Origin of the sequence: Streptomyces sp. UNOC14_S4, from assembly GCF_020740835.1 — a bacterium.
In the GTDB taxonomy this organism is placed as follows: domain Bacteria; phylum Actinomycetota; class Actinomycetes; order Streptomycetales; family Streptomycetaceae; genus Streptomyces.
Map to the genome: position 1 here is coordinate 1 of NZ_JAINFC010000039.1, position 20,696 is coordinate 20,696.

16 protein-coding genes and 1 pseudogene are annotated in these 20,696 nt (G+C 72.1%); all 17 read left to right on the forward strand.

The genetic code is table 11. The annotated features are described in order from the left end of the window. Nucleotides 1-336, forward strand: a pseudogene (locus tag K6I34_RS05970) (ATP-binding protein); the annotation flags it as partial. A 258-nt stretch (nt 337-594) separates the two neighbouring features. After that, nucleotides 595-1,392: an enhanced serine sensitivity protein SseB gene (locus K6I34_RS05975; protein ID WP_229323028.1), complete on the forward strand. Its 798-nt coding sequence runs from the start codon at nt 595-597 to the stop codon at nt 1,390-1,392. Between the two features lie 156 nt (nt 1,393-1,548). Beyond that, nucleotides 1,549-2,325 carry an enhanced serine sensitivity protein SseB C-terminal domain-containing protein gene (locus tag K6I34_RS05980; protein WP_229323044.1) on the forward strand — a complete coding sequence of 259 codons (777 nt, stop codon included), beginning with the start codon at nt 1,549-1,551 and terminating at the stop codon, nt 2,323-2,325. A gap of 761 nt (nt 2,326-3,086) precedes the next feature. Beyond that, complete coding sequence (locus K6I34_RS05985) at nt 3,087-4,085, forward strand: ABC transporter permease (RefSeq protein ID WP_229323029.1); 999 nt, start codon at nt 3,087-3,089, stop codon at nt 4,083-4,085. 62 nt (nt 4,086-4,147) lie between these two features. Beyond that, on the forward strand, nt 4,148-5,911 hold the full coding sequence (locus tag K6I34_RS05990) for an ABC transporter substrate-binding protein (protein ID WP_229323030.1): 1,764 nt from the start codon (nt 4,148-4,150) through the stop codon (nt 5,909-5,911). A 100-nt stretch (nt 5,912-6,011) separates the two neighbouring features. Further along, complete coding sequence (locus K6I34_RS05995; RefSeq protein WP_229323031.1) at nt 6,012-7,025, forward strand: ABC transporter permease; 1,014 nt, start codon at nt 6,012-6,014, stop codon at nt 7,023-7,025. A gap of 62 nt (nt 7,026-7,087) precedes the next feature. Beyond that, nucleotides 7,088-8,161, forward strand: a complete 1,074-nt coding sequence (locus K6I34_RS06000; protein ID WP_229323045.1) for an ABC transporter ATP-binding protein — start codon at nt 7,088-7,090, stop codon at nt 8,159-8,161. A gap of 56 nt (nt 8,162-8,217) precedes the next feature. Continuing rightward, nucleotides 8,218-9,246 carry a dipeptide ABC transporter ATP-binding protein gene (locus K6I34_RS06005; RefSeq protein ID WP_308293967.1) on the forward strand — a complete coding sequence of 343 codons (1,029 nt, stop codon included), beginning with the start codon at nt 8,218-8,220 and terminating at the stop codon, nt 9,244-9,246. A 150-nt stretch (nt 9,247-9,396) separates the two neighbouring features. Beyond that, nucleotides 9,397-10,056 (forward strand): trimeric intracellular cation channel family protein, encoded by a 660-nt coding sequence (locus K6I34_RS06010; protein WP_229323032.1) that lies wholly within the window; start codon nt 9,397-9,399, stop codon nt 10,054-10,056. A 58-nt stretch (nt 10,057-10,114) separates the two neighbouring features. Beyond that, entirely contained in the window at nt 10,115-10,981 is an 867-nt protein-coding gene (locus tag K6I34_RS06015) for a thioesterase family protein (protein WP_229323033.1), read from the forward strand. Nucleotides 10,982-11,074: 93 nt separating this feature from the next. Next, nucleotides 11,075-12,244, forward strand: coding sequence for a cysteine desulfurase family protein (locus tag K6I34_RS06020; RefSeq protein WP_229323034.1), 1,170 nt, complete (start codon nt 11,075-11,077; stop codon nt 12,242-12,244). Nucleotides 12,245-12,503: 259 nt separating this feature from the next. Next, entirely contained in the window at nt 12,504-13,670 is a 1,167-nt protein-coding gene (mnmA, locus tag K6I34_RS06025) for a tRNA 2-thiouridine(34) synthase MnmA (RefSeq protein WP_229323035.1), read from the forward strand. 52 nt (nt 13,671-13,722) lie between these two features. Further along, nucleotides 13,723-14,412 (forward strand): SDR family oxidoreductase, encoded by a 690-nt coding sequence (locus K6I34_RS06030; protein WP_229323036.1) that lies wholly within the window; start codon nt 13,723-13,725, stop codon nt 14,410-14,412. A 49-nt stretch (nt 14,413-14,461) separates the two neighbouring features. Then, nucleotides 14,462-15,493, forward strand: coding sequence for a methionine synthase (locus K6I34_RS06035; RefSeq protein WP_374230823.1), 1,032 nt, complete (start codon nt 14,462-14,464; stop codon nt 15,491-15,493). Nucleotides 15,494-15,513: 20 nt separating this feature from the next. Further along, complete coding sequence (gene ligA / locus K6I34_RS06040; RefSeq protein ID WP_229323037.1) at nt 15,514-17,757, forward strand: NAD-dependent DNA ligase LigA; 2,244 nt, start codon at nt 15,514-15,516, stop codon at nt 17,755-17,757. 353 nt (nt 17,758-18,110) lie between these two features. Beyond that, entirely contained in the window at nt 18,111-20,210 is a 2,100-nt protein-coding gene (locus tag K6I34_RS06045) for a bifunctional diguanylate cyclase/phosphodiesterase (RefSeq protein ID WP_229323038.1), read from the forward strand. 189 nt (nt 20,211-20,399) lie between these two features. After that, on the forward strand, nt 20,400-20,696 hold the full coding sequence (gene gatC / locus K6I34_RS06050) for an Asp-tRNA(Asn)/Glu-tRNA(Gln) amidotransferase subunit GatC (protein ID WP_121799983.1): 297 nt from the start codon (nt 20,400-20,402) through the stop codon (nt 20,694-20,696).

The window sequence follows — 20,696 nt, forward strand, 5'->3', positions numbered from 1 at the left end:
GCCCTGCGGAGTGCCCTGCGCTCGGGGGCCAGCGGGGTCGTGCACGACTGCGGCCAGCGCGGGTGGGTGCGGTGGTGGCTGGGGCGGGAGGCACGGCGGCGGGGGTCGTGTCTGTATCTGGTGGTGCTCGACGTGCACCCCGATGTCGCGCTGGCGGGGCAGGCGGCGCGCGGGCGTGCCGTGTCCGCGCGGGCGTTCCGGCGGCATCGGCGGGCGATGGGGCGGTTGCTTTCCGCCTCGGCGGCGGGGCGCGTGCCGGGTGGTGTGCGGTCGGTGGTCGTTCTGGATCGCGCGGCGGCGCGGGCGCTGCGCTTTGCTTTTGGGCGGGGCGCCTGAGCGTCTGCCGGGTTGTTGTTGTCGGGCGGGTGCGGGTTGTGTGTGGCTTGTCGCGCAGTTCCCCGCGCCCCTGCCGCCTACTGGCTCGGTTCGTCATGTCGTCGGGCGGCTGCGGGCCGGTGGGGGCTGGCCGCGCAGTTCCCCGCGCCCCTTGAAAGGCGCTCCTGACGGGGCGTAATTGCCCAGGCCGCAGGCGCGGGGCGGGGGGCAACCGTTAGGGTTCGGGTGCGGCTTTGTGAGAGACGGCGGTTGGACGAGATGAGCATCCCCGAGCAGTACGGTCGGCCCGCGGCCCCGGTCGGTGCCCCCGTGGGCGGTCTTCCCGAGGGCTGGCCCGCCAACGAACTCGAAGCGGTGCTCGCCGCCTCCCTGGGCGCGCCCGACGCCGGTGCCCGCATCGTCGAGACGCTCGGGCGCAGCCACGTCTGGGTGCCGCTGCCGAGCGGCGGCGGGCCGGACAGCCGCGACCTCGACCTGCCCGCCCTGGAGCTCGACGGCGCCGCCTACGTGCCGGTGTTCAGCTCCGAGGCCGAGTTCCTCCGGGTCGTCGGCGACCGCACGCCCTTCGCCGTGGCCCCCGCCGTCGAGTTCGCCCGCGGTCTGCCCCCGCAGGTCGGGATCGCCGTCAACCCCGAGGGCGCCGTCGGCGCACCCCTGCCGCCGCCCGCCGTCGCCGCGCTGTGCCGGGCCGGGCGCACCCTCCTCGACGGCGACGCCACCGGCGGCCGGGTGCGCCTCTTCCAGCCCGACTGGCAGCACGAGCCCACCGGCTTCCTGGCCGCCGCCGGGCTGGAGTTCGCCGCCGCCCCCGGCGTACGGACCGCGCGCCGCGCGCTCGCCAGCGTCGAGGGCGCGCCCCCCGCGCTCTTCGTCGGCATCGAGCTCGACCTGCCCGACCCCGAAAGCCGCGCCGCCGCCCACGAGGCCGTCGGCCGCGCGCTCGGCCGGGTGCCCGTGGAGTGGCCCGTGCAGCTCGTCCTCCTGGACGTCGCACGGGACCCGGTGAGTGACTGGATGCTGGCGAAGGTCCGCCCGTTCTACGACCGTGACCTGTGACTCCTCCCTTGCCCGCCGCCGCGGGCTCGTAAGCTGGTTGGATGACCGGACCGGGCGCGCCTGCGTGCCCCGGGGCACTGGAGAGAGCGGCCGGGAGACGGCCGAGAGAAGAGGCGGAGCCAGGTGAGCGCGGGCGCGGAGAGCGGCGTGGAGCAGATGCTGCGCCAAGTGGCGCCCGGCCGGTACGACGCGTACGAGGCGCTGCTGAAGGCACTGGTGGAGGGCAGTGTCTGGATGCTGCTCTGGCACGGCCGGCCCGGTTCGCCCGATGCCCAGTACGGCAACATGGAGGTCGACGGCCTCGGCTACGCCCCGTGCGTGACCTCCGCGCAGGAGCTCGCCGCGAGCGGCTGGAACCGTGCCCATGTCGTCGTCCCCGGCCGGGCCGTCGCCGAGGCGCTCTACCCCGACCGCTGGGGCCTGTGGCTCAACCCGCACGCGCCCGGCGGCGGTGTCGGCGTGCCGTGGCTCGACCTGCGGCGGATCGCGGGCGGCCTGGAGCGGCTGCCCGCCGGGCCCCTCCAGCTGAGCGAGCCCGCCCTCGACATCCCGCAGTTCTACGCGCTGCTCGGGCAGAACGCCCAGCGCACCCCCGCCGTGCGGGCGCTGCGCCGCGCCTGGGTGCAGCCCGCCCTGGGCGCCGCCTACTTGGCCATCGGCCTCGACCTCTACGACACCTCGCGGGCCGCCGTGGACACGGTCCGGGACATGATGCGGCAGTCGGTCGGCGCGGTGCCGGAGGGGTTGCCGGTGTCCACGGTGGCGCTGTCCGATGAGCACGATCCGGTCGCCATGTGGATGCGGGCGAATGCGCGGCCGTTCTACGACCGCGACGTCTATGGGGGCGCCGCCTCGGCGGCGCCGCCTGCCGTTGGTGGGTACGGGTATCCTCCGGCCGCTTGGCCTGGTGGCGCGTCCGCGCAGGCGTACTGACTTTGCCTACGAGCTCGGCTCGTCATGTCGTCGGGCGGCTGCGGGTTGCCTCGGGTTGCTCGCGCAGTTCCCCGCGCCCCTGACGGGGCGCCTGGTCGCGCCCGCGCGGCGGAGCCGCAGGTTGACACGGTCCCGCGCCCCTGACGGGGTGCCTGGTCGCGCCCGCGCGGCGGAGCCGCAGGTTGACACGGTCCCGCGCCCCTGACGGGGTGCCTGGTCGCGCCCGCGCGGCGGAGCCGCAGGTTGACACGGTCCCGCGCCTCTGACGGGGTGCCTGGTCGCGCCCGCGCGGCGGAGCCGCATATCGATACGGCCCCGCCCCTGACGGGGCGCCTTCCTTACGGGGCGCACCGGACTCCCTCTGTCCACCTGAATTCAGGCGGGGCGAATTTCAGCATTCCGATATTCGGACGCTGCGGCCCGGGGACGGAGTGCCGTTTTCCCAATATGCTTGCAGGCGGCATGAGTTGACGCGTGGCAGGCAGGTATCCGGTCAGCATCCCCTCGTGTCCGGATAACGGAAGCCCCGTGGTCACATCACGGTTGCGCATCCATTCCCGGCCGGGGCTGGCGGGTGATCGCCGCCGCGATGAAGACTCCCGCTCCAAGGGACGTCGCTCCTGCGTACGAGCCCTCTTCTGTGACCTTCCGCGCCACCTGTACCAACTGCACCAGATTGCACGTGTACCTGTGAGTTCGAAGCCGCCGTCCATGGCGGGCGTGGGCCGGTCACCCCCGGCCCGAGAGGGGTCGAAGGCATTGTGACCGCACCTATCGAGACCACCGGGGGAGCCGCCGGAGCACAGCCGGAGGCCGTACTCGCCGGGGCGAACAAGGCGCAGATCCAGGGGCGTTCACTCACCCAGATCGCCTGGATCCGCTTCAAGCGCGACAAGGTCGCCGTCGCGGGCGGCGTCGTGGTGGTGCTGCTGATCCTGCTCGCCGTCCTGGCCAAGCCGATCGAGTCGGTCTTCGGGCTGGACCCCAACCAGTTCCACCAGGAGCTCATCGACCCCGAGAAGCTCGCGCCCAAGGGCGCCTTCGGCGGGATGAGCTGGGAACACCCGCTGGGCGTCGAGCCGCAGTACGGCCGCGACATCCTGGCCCGCATCATCGAGGGCTCCTGGGTGTCGCTGATCGTCGCCACCGGGGCCACCGTGCTCTCGGTGGTCATCGGCGCCGTGCTCGGGGTCGTCGCCGGCTTCTACGGCGGCTGGGTGGACAGCGCGATCAGCAGGCTGATGGACACCTTCCTCGCCTTCCCCCTCCTGCTGTTCGCGATCTCCATCTCGGCGGCGCTGCAGGACGGCGCGTTCGGGCTCTCCGGGCTCCCGCTGCGCATCAGCGTGCTGATCTTCGTGATCGGCTTCTTCAACTGGCCCTACATGGGCCGCATCGTGCGGGCGCAGACGCTCAGCCTGCGGGAACGGGAGTTCGTCGAGGCGTCCAGAAGCCTGGGCGCGCGGGGGCCCTTCATCCTCTTCCGGGAGCTGCTGCCCAACCTGGTGGCCCCGATCCTGGTCTACTCGACCCTGCTCATCCCGACGAACATCCTCTTCGAGGCCGCCCTGAGCTTCCTCGGCGTGGGCATCGCCCCGCCGCAGGCGTCCTGGGGCGGCATGCTCACCAACGCCGTCGGCCTCTACGAGGCCGATCCGCAGTACATGTTCGTGCCAGGTCTCGCCATCTTCCTCACGGTGCTGGCCTTCAACCTGCTGGGCGACGGGCTGCGTGACGCCCTCGACCCGCGCAGCAAGTGATCCGCGGCGACCTTCCGTCCACCGCGTCACCCCACCCACCGACCAAGGGGGCATCTCTCAAGGTGAAGACAAGAAAAGCGACGGCTGTGCTCGCCACGGCAGTGGTGCTGGCGCTGGGGGCGTCCGCGTGCAGCGGATCGAAGAGCGACAGCGGCAAGGGCAGCGGCGGCGGGGCCAAGGACGCGGTCGCCGACGCCGCCCTCACCTCCATCGTCAACAAGTCCGACAAGAAGGGGGGCACGGCCTCCTACGAGCTCTCGGACGTGCCCGACTCCCTCGACCCGGGCAACACCTACTACGGCTGGGTGCAGAACTTCTCCCGTCTCTACGGGCGCACGCTCACCAGCTTCAAGCCGGCCGCGGGCAAGGAGGGCCTGGAGGTCGTCCCCGACCTCGCCGAGTCGCTGGGCAAGCCCAGCCCCGACGCCAAGACCTGGACGTACAAGCTGCGCCCCGGGGTGAAGTTCGAGGACGGCACGCCGATCTCCTCGAAGGACATCAAGTACGCCATCGAGCGCAGCAACTTCGCGCCCGAGGCCCTGTCCAACGGCCCCACCTACTTCAAGGCGCACCTGGAGGGCGGCGACAAGTACCAGGGTCCGTACAAGGACAAGTCGCCCGAGGGGATCAAGTCCATCGAGACCCCCGACGACCAGACGATCGTCTTCCACCTGAAGGACCCGTTCGCCGACTTCGACTACCTGGCGACGTTCTCGCAGACCTCGCCGGTGCCGCAGAAGGCCGACAAGGGCGCCGACTACGTCAAGCACATCGTCGCCACCGGCCCGTACAAGTTCGCCTCGTACGAGGACGGCAAGGGCGCGACGCTGGAGCGCAACCCGCAGTGGGACCCCAAGACGGACCCGATCCGCAAGGCCCTGCCGGACAAGATCTCCATCAAGTTCAAGATCCTCCAGCGGACCGTCGACAACAACCTGCTCAACGACAGCCTCACGGTCGACGCGGCGGGCACGGGCGTGGCCCCGGAGACCCAGCCGAAGGTGCTGGACGGCAAGTACAAGAAGCAGACCGACAGCCCGTACGCCGGCGCCCTGTCGTACGTCGGCCTGAACGTGCACGTGAAGCCGTTCGACAACATCCACTGCCGCAAGGCGGTCCAGTGGGGGATCGACAAGGTCTCGGTCCAGCAGGCCCAGGGCGGCTCCCCCAAGGGCGACGTCGCCTCGACCATGCTGCCGCCGACCGTCAACGGCTACGCCAAGTTCGACCTCTACCCCACGCAGAACAGCGCGGGTGACATCGACAAGGCCAAGGACGAGCTCAAGCAGTGCGGTCAGCCGAACGGCTTCGAGACCACGCTGACGGCCCGCTCCGACCGGCCCGCCGAGATGGCCATGGCCACCGCCGTCCAGGCGTCGATGAAGAAGATCGGCATCAACGCGAACATCAAGACCTTCCCGACCGGCAAGTACTTCACCAACTTCGTGGGCGTGCCGGACTACGTCCACAGCCACAACCTCGGCATGATCATGACCGCCTGGGGTGCCGACTGGCCGACCGGCTTCGGCTTCCTCGACCAGATCGTCAACGGCTCCGCGATCAAGCCCTCCGGCGGCAACAACGTCCAGGAGCTGGACGACCCGCAGATCAACAAGGCGCTCAACGACGCGATCGCCAACACCGACGCCACGGCCCGCGCCAAGGCGTGGGGCGACATCGACAAGCTGGTGCTGGAGAACGCCTCCGCCGTGCCGCTGATCTACCGCAAGAACCTGCTCTTCCGGCCCGAGAACGCGGCCAATGTCACGGTCACCCAGGCCTACCTCGGCATGTACGACTACCTGCTGATGAGCTCCTCCAAGTAGCGGCGGCCCATCCGTCGAAGACTTCCCGAAAGGCAGGTGAAGGCAGTGGCGTCCGCCCGGCCGGTTGCGACCGGTCCGCGGACGCCGGTGCCGCAGAGCTGTGGCTGCGTACATCATCCGACGCCTGTTCGCCGCGGTCCTACTGTTGCTGGTGGTCAGCGCAGTCACTTTCGCGATCTTCTTTCTCGTGCCCCGCATCGCCGGGCAGACGGTCGACCAGCTCGCCGCCCAGTACGTGGGCAAGGACGCCAACCGCGACTCGATCGCGGCGGTCAAGCAGAACCTCGGCCTCGACCAGCCGCTGTACGCCCAGTACTGGCACTTCGTCAAGGCGATCGTGGCGGGCGCCGACTACAAGTTCGGCCCGGACGCCTCCCACTGCTCCGCGCCGTGCTTCGGCTACTCCTTCAAGAGCCACGTCGAGGTCTGGTCCCAGCTGACCTCGCGCATCCCCGTCACCCTCTCGCTGGCCGTCGGTGCCGCCGTGATCTGGCTGGTCTCGGGCGTGGCCGTGGGCGTGCTCTCGGCCCTGAGGCGGGGCAGCTTCTTCGACCGCTTCTTCATGGGCGTGGCCCTGGCCGGCGTCTCCCTGCCGATCTTCTTCACCGGCATGCTGGCGCTGAGCGTCCTCACCGTCCAGTGGCCCGTGTGGGGCGACGGCATCAACTACGTGAGCTTCACCGACGATCCCGGCCAGTGGGCGTGGAACCTGCTCGTCCCCTGGTGCAGCCTCGCCTTCCTCTACTCCGCGCTCTACGCCCGGCTCACCCGCGCGGGAATGCTGGAGACGATGAGCGAGGACTACATCCGCACGGCCCGCGCCAAGGGGCTCAAGGAGAGCACGGTCGTCGCCAAGCACGGCCTGCGCTCCGCGCTCACCCCGATCGTCACCATCTTCGGCATGGACTTCGGCCTGCTGCTCGGCGGCGCGGTCATCACCGAGCAGGTCTTCTCCTTCAAGGGCATCGGTGAGTACGCGGTCAAGGGCATCCAGGACAACGACCTGCCCATCGTCATGGGCGTGACCCTGGTCGCCGCCTTCTTCATCGTCTTCTGCAATCTGCTGGTGGACCTGGTCTACGCGGCCATCGACCCCAGGGTGAGGTACTCGTGAGCGAGCCGGGCAAGGAACAGCGCAGCACAGCACCGCGGGACCCACAGGACCCACAGGACGCGATCGTCGGCGAGGTCGTCGCCGCCCCGCCGTCCGACGCGCCGGGGGTTTTTCTCTCCGTACGCGACCTGCGCATCCACTTCGACACCGACGACGGCCTGGTGAGGTCCGTCGACGGGGTGAGCTTCGACGTCGAGGCCGGCAAGACCCTCGGCATCGTCGGCGAGTCCGGCTCCGGGAAGTCCGTCACCTCCCTGGGCATCATGGGCCTGCACCGCACCGCGCGGGCCCGGATCTCCGGCGAGGTGTGGCTGGACGGCGAGGAGCTCGTCGCCGCCGACGCCGACCACGTACGCACCCTGCGCGGCCGGAAGATGGCCATGATCTTCCAGGACCCGCTGTCCGCCATGCACCCGTACTTCACGGTCGGCGCGCAGATCGCCGAGGCGTACCGCGTGCACCACAGAACGGACCGGAAGACGGCGCGCAAGCGGGCCGTGGAGATGCTCGACCGCGTCGGCATCCCCGAGCCGCACCGCCGCGTCGACGACTACCCGCACCAGTTCTCCGGCGGCATGCGGCAGCGCGCCATGATCGCGATGGCGCTGGTCAACAACCCCGAGCTGCTGATCGCGGACGAGCCGACCACGGCCCTCGACGTCACCGTCCAGGCCCAGATCCTCGACCTCATCCGCGACCTGCAGAAGGAGTTCGGCTCCGCGGTCATCATCATCACCCACGACCTCGGCGTCGTCGCCGAGCTGGCCGACAACATCCTCGTGATGTACGCGGGCCGCTGCGTCGAGCGCGGCCCCGCCGAGAAGGTCTTCTCCGAGCCCCAGCACCCGTACACCTGGGGGCTGCTGGGCTCGATGCCGAGGATCGACCGGGGCCGCACCGACCGGCTCATCCCCGTCAAGGGCTCCCCGCCCAGCCTCATCAACGTGCCGTCCGGCTGCGCCTTCAACCCGCGCTGCCCGTACGCCGACCTGCCCGAGGGCGACGTCACCCGCACCGAACGGCCCGAGCTGCGGCTCGCCTCCGGCGAGGGCACGGGCCGCCACTGGTCCGCCTGCCACCTGACCCAGGAGGAGCGGACCCGCATCTGGACCGAAGAGATTGCGCCCAAGCTGTGAAGGACACCGGGAACACCAAGGGCGCCAGGGACGACAAGGACGACAAGGACGGCACCGTGCCCGACGAAACCGCCACCATCCCCGCGCAGCCGACGGCACCCACCGCGGACGGGCCGCTCCTCGCCGTGGACGGCCTGGTCAAGCACTTCCCCATCACCAAGGGGCTGCTGCGCCGCCAGGTCGGCGCGGTCCGGGCCGTGGACGGCATCAGCTTCGACGTGCGCGCGGGGGAGACCCTCGGCGTGGTCGGGGAGTCCGGCTGCGGCAAGTCGACCATGGGACGGCTGATCACCCGGCTGCTGGAGCCCACCGGCGGCAAGGTCGCGTTCGAGGGCCGGGACATCACCCACCTCAGCGCCTCGGGCATGCGCCCGCTGCGCCGCGACGTCCAGATGATCTTCCAGGACCCGTACTCCTCGCTGAACCCCCGGCACACCGTCGGCACCATCGTCAGCGCCCCCTTCAAGCTCCAGGGGATCACCCCCGAGGGCGGGGTCAAGCGGGAGGTGCAGCGGCTGCTGGAGCTCGTCGGCCTCAGCCCCGAGCACTACAACCGCTACCCGCACGAGTTCTCCGGCGGCCAGCGGCAGCGCATCGGCATCGCCCGCGCGCTCGCGCTCAAGCCGAAGCTGGTCGTCGCCGACGAGCCGGTCTCCGCCCTCGACGTGTCGATCCAGGCGCAGGTGGTCAACCTGCTGGACGACCTCCAGGAGGAGCTGGGGCTGACCTACGTCATCATCGCCCACGACCTCTCGGTCATCCGGCACGTCTCCGACCGGATCGCCGTGATGTACCTCGGCAAGATCGTCGAGCTCGCCGACCGCACATCGCTCTACGAGAAGCCGATGCACCCGTACACCACGGCGCTGCTCTCCGCGGTGCCGGTGCCGGACCCCAAGCGGCGCACCAAGCGGGAACGCATCCTGCTCAAGGGCGACGTGCCCTCGCCCATCGCCCCGCCGCCGGGGTGCCGCTTCCACACCCGGTGCTGGAAGGCGACGGAGGTGTGCGCCACCCAGGAGCCACCGCTGGTCGAACTGCTGCCGGGACACCGCGTGGCCTGCCACCACCCGGAGAACGCCTGACGCTCCGCTGGGTGGGGCCGGTCGCTGCGGGCCGGTGGGGGCTGGTCGCGCCCACGCGGCGGAGCCGCACAATGCAGCTGCCCCGCGCCCCTTACGGGGCGCGATACCGGTGTTGTGCGGACACGAGTGCGAGACGAGTAAGAATGTCGCGTGCTCACCGATCTGTTCAGCCCCTCCGTCCAGCATTCGCTGGACATCGCCGGGATCTTCGTCTTCGCGATCTCCGGCGCGCTCCTCGCCGTACGCAAGAACTTCGACGTCTTCGGCATGGCGGTGCTCGCCGAGGTCACGGCGCTGGGCGGCGGGCTGCTCCGGGACCTGATCATCGGGGCGGTGCCGCCCGCGGCCTTCACGGACCTGGGGTACTTCCTCACCCCGCTGGCCGCCACGGTGATCGTCTTCTTCCTGCACCCGGAGGTCGAGCGGATCACCAAGGCCGTCGGGGTCTTCGACGCCGCCGGGCTCGGGCTGTTCTGTGTCACCGGCACCATGAAGGCGTACGCGCACGGGCTCGGGCTGACCTCCTCCGCCACCCTCGGACTCGCCACGGCCGTGGGCGGCGGCGTGCTGCGCGACATCCTCGCGCACGAGGTGCCCTCGCTGCTGCGCTGGGACCGCGACCTCTACGCGGTGCCCGCGATGGTCGGCGCCGCCATGGCCGCGCTGCTCATCCGCTTCGACGCGCTCAGCGCCCAGACCGCCGGGCTGCCCGTGCTGACGGCCTTCGTGCTGCGGCTGCTCGCCATGCGCTTCCACTGGCGGGCGCCGCGCGCGTGGCACCGCAAGAGCGCGGCGGCCGAGGAGGCGTGACCGCGGCCATACGAGCCTGACCTTACCGACGAGTAACTTCCGGGTGTAGCGTCGGCCCATGGCTCAGGCACCCATCGGCACCAGCGAATTCGACCGGGACACCGCGGTACGCCTCCGTGACCGGGACGGCGCCCGCTCCGTGTTCGACGCGGACGTCTCCCCGGGATGGACCATCCTCGGCGCGGCCAACGGCGGCTACCTCCTCGCCCTGATCGGCCGCGCCCTCGGCGACGCGCTGCCGCACCCGGACCCCTTCTCCGTCACCGCCCACTACCTCTCCGCCACCCGGCCCGGCCCCGCCGTCGTACGCACGGAACTCGTCCGCACCGGCCGCTCGCTCTCCACCGGCCAGGCCTCCCTCGTCCAGCACGCGGAGGACGGCACCGAGATCGAACGCATCCGCGTGCTCGCCACCTACGGCGACCTGGACGCCGTCACCGACGACGTGCGCACCACGGCCGAACCGCCCGCCATGCCGCCGTATGAACACTGCCCCGGCAACGGCAACGGCAACGGCAATGGCGACAGCCCGGCGCCCGCGGACGCCCCCGCGATCTTCGGCCGGCTCGACATCCGCCTCGACCCCGCCACGGCGGGCTGGGCGGTGGGCACGCCGAGCGGACAGGGCGAGATGCGCGCCTGGTTCGGCCTGGCCGACGGGCGGCCCGCGGACGCGCTGTCGCTGCTCCTGGCCGTGGACGCGCTGCCGCCCACCGCGTTCGAGATGGGCCTCAGCGGGTGGGTGCCCACGGTCGAGCTCACCACGCACGTGCGACGGCGGCCCGCGCCCGGCCCGGTACGGGTGTCGATCACCACACGGAACCTCGCCGGGGGCTACCTGGAGGAGGACGCGGAGGTCTGGGACAGCGAGGACCGCCTGGTGGCGCAGTCACGGCAACTGGCCCGCGTCCCGCGCGGCGCCTGAGCCCGGGCCCCCGGCGGTTTCGGGGCGCCGCCGGAGCGGGAAGGAAACCTCAGCTCAGCGGAACCGGTCCCGGCTCGTAGAATCGTGCCCACCATGGCCTACCTCGACCACGCCGCCACCACCCCGATGCTCCCGGAGGCGGTGCAGGCGATGACCGCCCAGCTCGCCCTCACCGGCAACGCCTCCTCGCTGCACGCCGCGGGCCGCCGTGCCCGGCGCACCGTCGAGGAGTCCCGCGAGTCCCTCGCGGCGGCCCTCGGCGCGCGGCCCAGCGAAGTGGTGTTCACCGCGGGCGGCACCGAAGCGGACAACCTCGCCGTCAAGGGGCTCTACTGGTCCCGGCGGGCCGCCGACCCCGCCCGCACCCGTGTCCTCGCCAGCCCCGTCGAACACCACGCCGTGCTCGACGCGGTCGACTGGCTGGGCACCCACGAGGGCGCGACCGTCGAGTACCTGCCCGTCGACTCCTGCGGCAGGGTGCACCCCGACGCGCTGCGCGAGGCCATCGAGCGCGACCCCGACGACGTCGCCCTCGCCACCGTGATGTGGGCCAACAACGAGATCGGCACGGTCATGCCGGTCCGGGAACTGGCCGCCGTAGCCGCCGAGTTCGGCATACCCCTGCACGCCGACGCGGTGCAGGCCTTCGGCCAGCTCGACGTGGACTTCGCCGCCTCCGGGCTCGCCGCCATGACCGTCAGCGGCCACAAGGTCGGCGGCCCGTACGGCATCGGCGCCCTGCTGCTCGGCCGCCAGTACGCGCCCGTACCCCTGCTGCACGGCGGCGGCCAGGAGCGGCACGTACGCTCCGGCACGCTCGACGTGCCCGCCGTCGCCGCGTTCGCCGTGGCGGGCACGCTCGCGGCGGAGCGGCGCGACGCGTTCGCGCGCGAGGTGGGCGCCCTGCGCGACGCACTGATCGAGGCCGTGCGGTCGGCCGTGCCGGACGCGGTGCTCGGCGGCGACCCCGACCCGGCGGGCCGCCTCCCGGCCAACGCGCACTTCTCCTTCCCCGGCTGCGAGGGCGACTCCCTCCTGCTGCTCCTGGACGCGCAGGGCATCGAGTGCTCCACGGGCTCGGCCTGCACGGCCGGCGTCGCCCAGCCGAGCCACGTCGTCCTCGCCACGGGAAGCGCCCCGGACCTGGCACGGGGCACTCTGCGGTTCTCTTTGGGCCATACGTCGACAAAGGCGGACGTGGTGGCTGTCGCCGAGGCGATCGGCCCGGTGGTCGAGAGGGCCCGATCCGCAGGCCTGAGCTGACCCTGGGGAACCCCTTGTGGCGCGGGCCGGTGGTCCGGTTGTGCCCACCCGTTCCGCCCTGCGGAACGCCTGCCCACAACCGGAAGGTGAGGCAGAGGGCGCGCCCCGATAGGGGCGCGGGGAACTGCGCGACCGGCCACGACGCAACCCGCAGCCGCGCGCGGAGCGCAAGAGGCAGCCCAATAGGCGCACCGGACAAACAAGGGTCACCCAGATCACCGCCAAGCCCGCGGCCGGCGCCCCGTACCCTGGAAGGGTTATGACTGACTTCCCTGGCGCACCCACCGGCCCCCGCGACGGACGTCGCCTCCGCGTACTGGCCGCCATGTCCGGCGGCGTCGACTCCGCCGTCGCCGCGGCGCGAGCCGCAGAAGCCGGGCACGACGTGACCGGCGTGCACCTCGCGCTGTCCGCGAACCCGCAGTCGTTCCGTACGGGCGCGCGCGGCTGCTGCACCATCGAGGACTCCCGGGACGCCCGCCGCGCCGCCGACGTCATCGGCATCCCCTTCTACGTCTGGGACCTCGCCGAGCGCTTCCGTGAGGACGTCGTCGAGGACTTCTTCGCCGAGTACGAGGCCGGGCGCACGCCCAACCCCTGCCTGCGCTGCAACGAGAAGATCAAGTTCGCCGCGCTCCTCGACAAGGCCCTCGCCCTCGGCTTCGACGCCGTCTGCACCGGCCACTACGCGACGGTCGTGGTGGGCGAGGACGGCACGCGCGAGCTGCACCGCGCCAGCGACATGGCCAAGGACCAGTCGTACGTCCTCGGCGTCCTGGACGAGCGCCAGCTCGCCCACGCGATGTTCCCCCTCGGCGACACGCTCACCACCAAGGAGGAGATCCGCGCCGAGGCCGAGCGCCGCGACCTGGCCGTGGCGAAGAAGCCCGACAGCCACGACATCTGCTTCATCGCCGACGGCGACACCCAGAGCTTCCTGGCGAAGCGCCTCGGCAGGGCCGAGGGCGACATCCTCGACGAGGACGGCAACAAGCTGGGCACCCACGAGGGCGCGTACGGCTTCACCATCGGCCAGCGCAAGGGCCTGCGCATCGGGCACCCCGCCCCGGACGGCAAGCCCCGCTACGTCCTGGACATCTCCCCGGTGAACAACACCGTCACCGTGGGCCCCGTCGAGGCGCTGGACGTCACCGCCCTCACCGCGATCAAGCCCCGCTGGTGCGGCACGGCCCCCGAGGGCCCCGGCACGTACACCGCCCAGCTGCGCGCCCACGGCGGCGAGACCGAGGTGACCGCCGAGCTCGTGGACGGCGAGCTGCGCGTCACCTTCGCCGAGCCCGTCCGCGGCGTGGCCCCCGGCCAGGCGATCGTGCTCTACGACGGCACGCGCGTGGTCGGCTCGGCGACGATCGCGACGACGGAGCGCGCCCCGCGCAAGGAAACGGAAGCCGTGGCCCAGGGCTGACGTCCAAGAGCCCGCCCGCATCCGGAAGGCCCTGGTAGGGCAAGGTGGGGGCATGGCAACACACCTCATCACCGGAGCGGGCTCGGGCATCGGCGAAGCGGTCGCGCGGCGGCTGCAGGAGCGCGGCGACGAGCTGTACCTCGTCGCGCGCGACGCCGGGCGGGCCAAGGAGCTGGCCGCCCGCTTCCCCGGTGCCCGTACGCTCGTCGCCGACCTCGCCAACCCGGACCGGATCTCCTGGGCGCTCGACAAGCAGCCGCTGCCCGACCGCCTCGACTCCCTCCTGCACATCGCGGGCGTCTGCGACCTCGGCGCCGTCGGCGAGCTGACCACCCGCGTCTGGCACAGCACGCTCGCCGCCAACCTCGTCGCCCCCGCCGAGCTCACGCGCCTCTTCCTGCCGCAGCTGCGGATCTCCCAGGGGCACGTCGTCTTCGTCAACTCCGGCGCCGGGCTCACCGCGCACGCCAACTGGAGCGCGTACGCGGCCAGCAAGCACGGCCTCAAGGCGCTCGCCGACTCGCTGCGGGCCGAGGAGCACGCGGGCGGCGTCCGGGTCACCAGCGTCTACCCGGGCCGTACGGCCTCCCCGATGCAGGCCAAGGTCCACCAGCAGGAGGGCAAGGAGTACGACCCGGCGAAGTGGATCGACCCCGCCTCGGTCGCGGAGACGATCCTGCTGGCCCTCGACCTGCCGCGCGACGCGGAGATCAACGACCTGACGGTCCGCCCCGGCCGCTGAGCCCGGAGACGGGAGACCGGAGCCCGGTCGCGCCCCTTACGCTTCCTGCGTGACTGAGAGCGTGACTGACAACAAGCTGAGCTGGGGCGCAGGGGTCGCCACCGGGATCGGGTCGATGCCCGGTGGCGACGCGCGGGAGGCCGCCAGGACCGTCACGGGGTCGCTGGAGGCCCTGCCGTACCTGCCGGAACTGCCCGCCCGCGGGCCGGGCGCGGACATGATCGGCCGCACCGCCGGGATGCTGGTCGACGTCCACGCCCATGTGGAGCCCAGCGGATGGCGGATCAGCGACCGCCCGGGGCGCGACACCAAGCGCGCCCGCTCCTGGCTGGGGGAGGACCTCGACGCCCTGGAGGAGTTCACCCAGGGCTACGAGGGCGCCCTGAAGGTCTCGGCCGTCGGCCCCTGGACCCTCGCCGCCGCCCTGGAGCTGCGCGGCGGCGAAGCGGCCCTCGGCGACGCCGGTGCCTGCCGCGACCTGGCCGCCTCCCTCGCGGAGGGCCTCCGCACCCACCTCGCCGAGGTGCGCCGCCGCGTGCCCGGCGCCCGGCTCGTCCTCCAGCTCGACGAGCCCTCGCTGACGGCGGTGCTGACCGGACAGGTCCGCACCGCCAGCGGCTACCGCACCTATCGCGCGATCGACCGAAGCGTCGTCGAAGGCGCGCTCCGCGACCTGGTCGCGGTCGCCCGCCAGGCCACGGGCTCGGCGCCCGTCGTGCACTCGTGCGCCCCCGGCGTGCCCTTCGCGCTGCTGCGCCGGGCCGGGGTCGAGGGCATCTCGTTCGACTTCTCCCTGTTCACCGAGCGTGAGGAGGACGCGCTCGGCGAGGCCGTGGAGGCGGGCACGAAGCTTCTCCTGGGCGTGGTGCCGGGTATGGACGGCCCGTTGTCAGACCCTGCCGGTAGCGTCATGGGTGTCAGGACGCTGTGGCGCAGGCTGGGGCTGGCACCGGGGGCTCTCGCGGAGTCCGTGGTCGTCACGCCCTCGTGCGGCCTCGCGGGCGCTTCGCCCGCGTATGCCCGCACCGCGCTCGCCCACTGCGTCAGGGCGGCGAGATCGCTCGCGGACAACCCTGAGTGACGGCGCTCATGGGCTCGCCCATGGAACAACAGGAGGACGAGAAGGTGGCTGGCGGACAGCACGGCGACGAGAAGCTCGCGGCGGTGACCGCGCCTGCCGTGGTACCGGCAGAGGACCGGGAGCGGCACGCGCGACTCGCCGAGGAGGTCGAGGAGCACCGCTTCCGGTACTACGTGAAGAGCGCGGTCATCAGCGACGCCGAGTTCGACAAGCTGTTCCGCTCGCTGGAGGCCCTGGAGGAGCGGTACCCGGAGCTGCGCACCCCCGACTCGCCCACCCAGAAGGTGGCCGGGACGTACGAGACGGAGTTCACCGCCGTCGAGCACCGCGAGCGCATGCTCTCCCTGGACAACGCCTTCGACAACGACGAGCTCGCCGCCTGGGCCGAGCGCATCGCCAAGGACCTGGGCGAGGGCGCCGGCTACCACTTCCTGTGCGAGCTCAAGGTCGACGGCCTCGCCGTCAACCTGACGTACGAGAACGGCCGCCTCACCCGCGCCGCCACCCGCGGCGACGGCCGCACGGGCGAGGACATCACGCCGAACATCCTCACCATCGACGAGATCCCCAAGCGGCTGAAGGGCGACCACGTCCCCGCCCTGGTCGAGGTGCGCGGCGAGGTCTACTTCCCGATGGAGAAGTTCGAGGAGCTCAACGCCCGCCTGGTGGAGGCGGGCAAGGCCCCCTTCGCCAACCCGCGCAACGCGGCGGCCGGTTCGCTGCGCCAGAAGGACCCCAAGGTCACGGCCACCCGGCCGCTGCACATGGTGGTCCACGGCGTCGGCGCCCGCGAGGGCTTCGACATCGAACGCCAGTCACAGGCGTACGACCTGCTGCACGAGTGGGGCCTGCCGGTCGCCGCGCACGCCAAGGTCTTCGACTCGCTGGACGATGTGCGCAAGTTCATCGCGCACTACGGCCAGCCCAAGGTCCGGCACTCCATGGAGCACGAGATCGACGGCGTCGTCGTCAAGCTCGACGAGATCCCCCTCCAGGGGCGGCTCGGCTCCACCGCCCGCGCCCCCCGCTGGGCCATCGCCTGGAAGTACCCTCCCGAGGAGGTCAACACCAAGCTCCTCGACATCCGTGTCGGCGTCGGCCGCACCGGCCGGGTGACCCCGCAGGCCGTCTTCGAGCCCGTCACGGTCGCCGGTTCCGAGGTCGAGTTCGCCACCCTGCACAACCAGGAGGTCGTCAAGGCCAAGGGTGTGCTCATCGGCGACACCGTCGTCATCCGCAAGGCGGGCGACGTGATCCCCGAGGTCCTCGGCCCCGTCGTCGACCTGCGCGACGGCACCGAGCGGGAGTTCGTCATGCCCGCCGAGTGCCCCGAGTGCGGCACCGGGCTGCGCCCGATGAAGGAGGGGGACATCGACCTGCGGTGCCCCAACGCGCGCTCCTGCCCGGGCCAGATCCGCGAGCGGCTCTACTACCTGGTGGGCCGCGAGTGCCTCGACGTCGAGAACTTCGGCTACGTGGCCGCCAGCGCCCTCACCCAGCCCCTGGAGCCCGCCACCCCGCCCATGGCCAACGAGGGCGACCTCTTCGACCTGACCATCGAGGAGCTGCTGCCCATCAAGTCCTACGTACGGGACCAGGACAGCGGCCTGCCCAAGATCGACCCCAAGACGGGCGAGCCCAAGGTCGTCACCTTCTTCGCCAACCAGAAGGGCGAGCCGAAGAAGAACGCCCTCGCCATGCTGGAGAACATCCAGGCGGCCAGGCAGCGCCCGCTCGCCCGGATCGTCAACGGCCTCTCCATCCGCCACGTGGGCCCCGTCGCCGCGGCCGCGCTGGCCCGTGAGTTCCGGTCGATCGACCGCATCGCGGAGGCGAGCGAGGAGGAGCTGGCCGCCGTCGACGGCGTCTCCGACACCATCGCCACCGCGGTCAAGGAGTGGTTCGCCGAGGACTGGCACCGCGAGATCATCGAGAAGTGGCGGACCGCGGGCGTCCGCATGGAGGAGGAAGCCACCGAGGACGAGGGCCCGCGCCCGCTGGAGGGCCTCACGGTCGTCGTCACGGGCACGCTCGCCTCCTACACCCGTGACGCGGCCAAGGAAGCCCTCCAGAGCCGCGGCGCCAAGGTCACGGGCTCGGTCTCCAAGAAGACGGACTTCGTCGTCGTCGGCGACAACCCCGGCTCCAAGTACGACAAGGCGATGCAGCTCAAGGTCCCCGTCCTGGAGGAGCCCGCCTTCGGCATCCTCCTGGCCCAGGGCCCGGACGCGGCCCGCGAGGCCGCCGTCCCACAGCCGGAGTAACCGGGGGCCCCGTAAGGGGCGCGGGGAACTGCGCGACCAGCCACAACGGACCCGCAGCCGCACACGAACCGCACGAGGCACCCCAATAGGCGCACCGAACCGCACCCGAGGCCGCAGCGGGGCCCGGGGCGGCAGCCCCGGTGACGCGACGGAACACGGTTCGCCACCCCACCGGAGTAATGGCCGCATAGGCAGTGGGCATTACCCCTACAGCGCATACCAGATGGCTACAAGAGGTCGGCTCCCAATCAGGCAACCGCTGCCGATCGCTGCCCGTCGTAGCCTTCTGCGGCCTACTGTTGAGATGTGCGCCTGCCGTGGCGCGGGCACCGCCGGCTGTGAGAGGGACGGGCATGAAACCCACCGACAGCGCCGAACCGGCATCCCGGCTGCGCCGGGTGCCACCGCCCGTGCTGCCGACGGTCTGCGTCACCCTGGCCGTCTTCGCGCTGGCCACCGGGATCTGTCGCGTACTCAGCGAGGGGCACGCCGTGTTCCCCGGGCATACCGTCGGCGTGGCCCTGGCCTCCCTGGCGGCCCTGATCGTCGCGCACCTCGTGGCGCTCGGCCGGGACCGCTGGTGGGGCGGCACGGGCTCCGGGGCCGCCCTGACCCTGGCCGTGCTGCTGCTCTACGGCTGGCTGCCCGCCGTGCTGATCGGCGTCTCCGTCGTGCTGCTCGTCGCCTGCGCGCGCCACCACCGCTGGCGCCAGGCGTTACTCCACGGCGCGGTCGACATCCTGGGCATCGGGGCCGCGGCCCTCGCCCTCCGCCTCTGCGGCGTGGTCTCCAGCGTCGAGAACCCCTGGCTGCCCGACACCTGGCCGATCACCGCCATCCCCGAGATCGCGCTGGCCTCGTTCGCGTACCTCCTGGTCACCCGCGTCCTGCTCTGGTATTCGATGGCCCCCCGCGCCGGGCTCAGCAGCATCGCCCGTACCGCGCTCGCCCGCCAGGCCCTCGTCGGCGGCGCCCTCCTCGGCATCGCGCCGCTCATCGCCGTCGTCGCCGATCACGCGCCCATGCTGCTGCCGCTGTTCGCCGTCCCGCTCATCGCGCTCGACTCCACCCTGTGGATCGCCCGCGCCCGCGCCGAGGAGCAGCTCCGCGACCCCCTCACCGGGCTGCCCAACCGCCAGTGGCTGCTGGAGCGCACCTGGACCGCCCTCGACGAGGCGGAGCGCGGGGGCGCCCGCGCCGCCCTCGTCCTCATAGACCTGGACCGCTTCCGGTCCGTCAACGACACCCTGGGGCACCTCGCCGGGGACCGGCTGCTCCTGCAGATAGCGGAGCGCCTGCGGCTCGCCCTGCCGCGCGACGCGGAGGCCGCCCGGCTCGGCGGCGACGAATTCGCGGTGCTGCTCCCCACCGCCGACTCCCTCACCAGCGCCCAGCGTGTGGCCCGCTCCCTCGTGGCCGCCCTGGGCTCCCCGCTCAACCTGGAGGGGCTCACCCTCGTCCTGGAGGCCAGCGCGGGCGTGGCCGTCTACCCCGACCACGCGCTGGACGCGGGCGACCTGCTGCGCCGCGCCGACGTGGCCATGTACCAGGCCAAGCGCGACCGCAGCGGCGTCGAGGTCTACGAGGCGCGGCGCGACGGCAACACCCTCGACCGGCTGGGCCTGCTGGGCGATCTCCGGCGGGCGCTGGACGCGGGCGACGTCGAGCTCCACTACCAGCCGAAGGTCGGCTTCGACGGCCATGTCGAGGGCCTGGAGGCGCTGGTCCGCTGGGTGCACCCCGAGCGGGGCCGGGTCTCCCCCGACGAGTTCATCGCCATCGCCGAGTCCTCGGGCCTGATGCCCCGGCTCACCGAGTACGTGCTGGAGACCGCGCTCGGCCAGGTCGCGAAGTGGCGGGCCATGGGCCTGGAGGTGCCCGTGGCGGTCAACGTCTCGCCCCGCGACGTGCACACCCCCGGCTTCGCGGGCTCGGTCGCGGCGCGCCTCGCCCGGCACGGCGTGCCCGCGGGCGCGCTCCAGCTGGAGATAACGGAGCACGTCCTGCTGGAGGACCCCCAGCGGGCGGCCGACACGCTCGCCGGGCTCACCGGCCACGGCGTGAAGATGTCCCTCGACGACTTCGGCACGGGCTACTCCTCCCTCGTCCACCTGCGCCGCCTCCCGGTGAGCGAGCTCAAGATCGACCGTTCCTTCGTGGCCCGCCTGGCCATCGACAACGAGGACGCGGAGATCGTCCGCTGCACCCTCGACCTGGCCCATTCCCTCGGGCTGCTGGTCGTCGCCGAGGGCGTCGAGGACGACGAGACCTGGGAGCGGCTGCGCGACCTCGGCTGCGACGCGGTGCAGGGGTGGCTGGTCGCCGCCGCGATGCCGCCGGACGAGACGACGGCGTGGCTGCGGCTGCGCAGCGAGAGCGGCTGGCACCGCGAGGCCGACGAGCGACTGGGCGTCGCGCCGTCCGCGGAGGAGGCCGATCAGCCGGTCACCTGACCGGTGGGGTTCGGCGGGGCGCCTACCGGGGTGCCTCTTGCGCTCCGCTCGCGTCTGCGGGTCCGGTGGGGGCTGGTCGCGCAGTTCCCCGCGCCCCTGACGGGCGCGGCCGCTGTGCGGGGACGCCCCGGATAGGATTGGGCCATCAAACTGCCCAGAATCCGTCACGAACCCCTGAAGGATCGCCGCATGCCTGGCATCACGCGCGAGGAGGTCGCCCACCTCGCCCGGCTGGCACGTCTGGAGCTGCAGGCCGAGGAGCTCGACCACTTCGCCGGACAGCTCGACGACATCCTCGGCGCGGTCGCCCGCGTCTCCGAGGTCGCCGACCAGGACGTCCCGCCGACGTCCCACCCGCTGCCGCTGACCAACGTCATGCGTACGGACGAGGTCCGTCCGTCGCTGACCCCGCAGGAGGCGCTCTCCGGCGCCCCCGCCCAGGAGCAGCAGCGTTTCAAGGTGCCGCAGATCCTGGGGGAGGACTGA

What these genes read in the sequence shown, in the direction of transcription:
- K6I34_RS06020 (WP_229323034.1), top strand. Translation starts at nt 11,075, where the DNA reads ATGGCCTACCTCGACCACGCCGCCACCACCCCGATGCTCCCGGAGGCG.
- K6I34_RS05975 (WP_229323028.1), top strand. Translation starts at nt 595, where the DNA reads ATGAGCATCCCCGAGCAGTACGGTCGGCCCGCGGCCCCGGTCGGTGCC.
- mnmA (WP_229323035.1), top strand. Translation starts at nt 12,504, where the DNA reads ATGACTGACTTCCCTGGCGCACCCACCGGCCCCCGCGACGGACGTCGC.
- K6I34_RS06030 (WP_229323036.1), top strand. Translation starts at nt 13,723, where the DNA reads ATGGCAACACACCTCATCACCGGAGCGGGCTCGGGCATCGGCGAAGCG.
- K6I34_RS06015 (WP_229323033.1), top strand. Translation starts at nt 10,115, where the DNA reads ATGGCTCAGGCACCCATCGGCACCAGCGAATTCGACCGGGACACCGCG.
- ligA (WP_229323037.1), top strand. Translation starts at nt 15,514, where the DNA reads ATGGAACAACAGGAGGACGAGAAGGTGGCTGGCGGACAGCACGGCGAC.
- K6I34_RS05980 (WP_229323044.1), top strand. Translation starts at nt 1,549, where the DNA reads ATGCTGCGCCAAGTGGCGCCCGGCCGGTACGACGCGTACGAGGCGCTG.
- gatC (WP_121799983.1), top strand. Translation starts at nt 20,400, where the DNA reads ATGCCTGGCATCACGCGCGAGGAGGTCGCCCACCTCGCCCGGCTGGCA.
- K6I34_RS06045 (WP_229323038.1), top strand. Translation starts at nt 18,111, where the DNA reads ATGAAACCCACCGACAGCGCCGAACCGGCATCCCGGCTGCGCCGGGTG.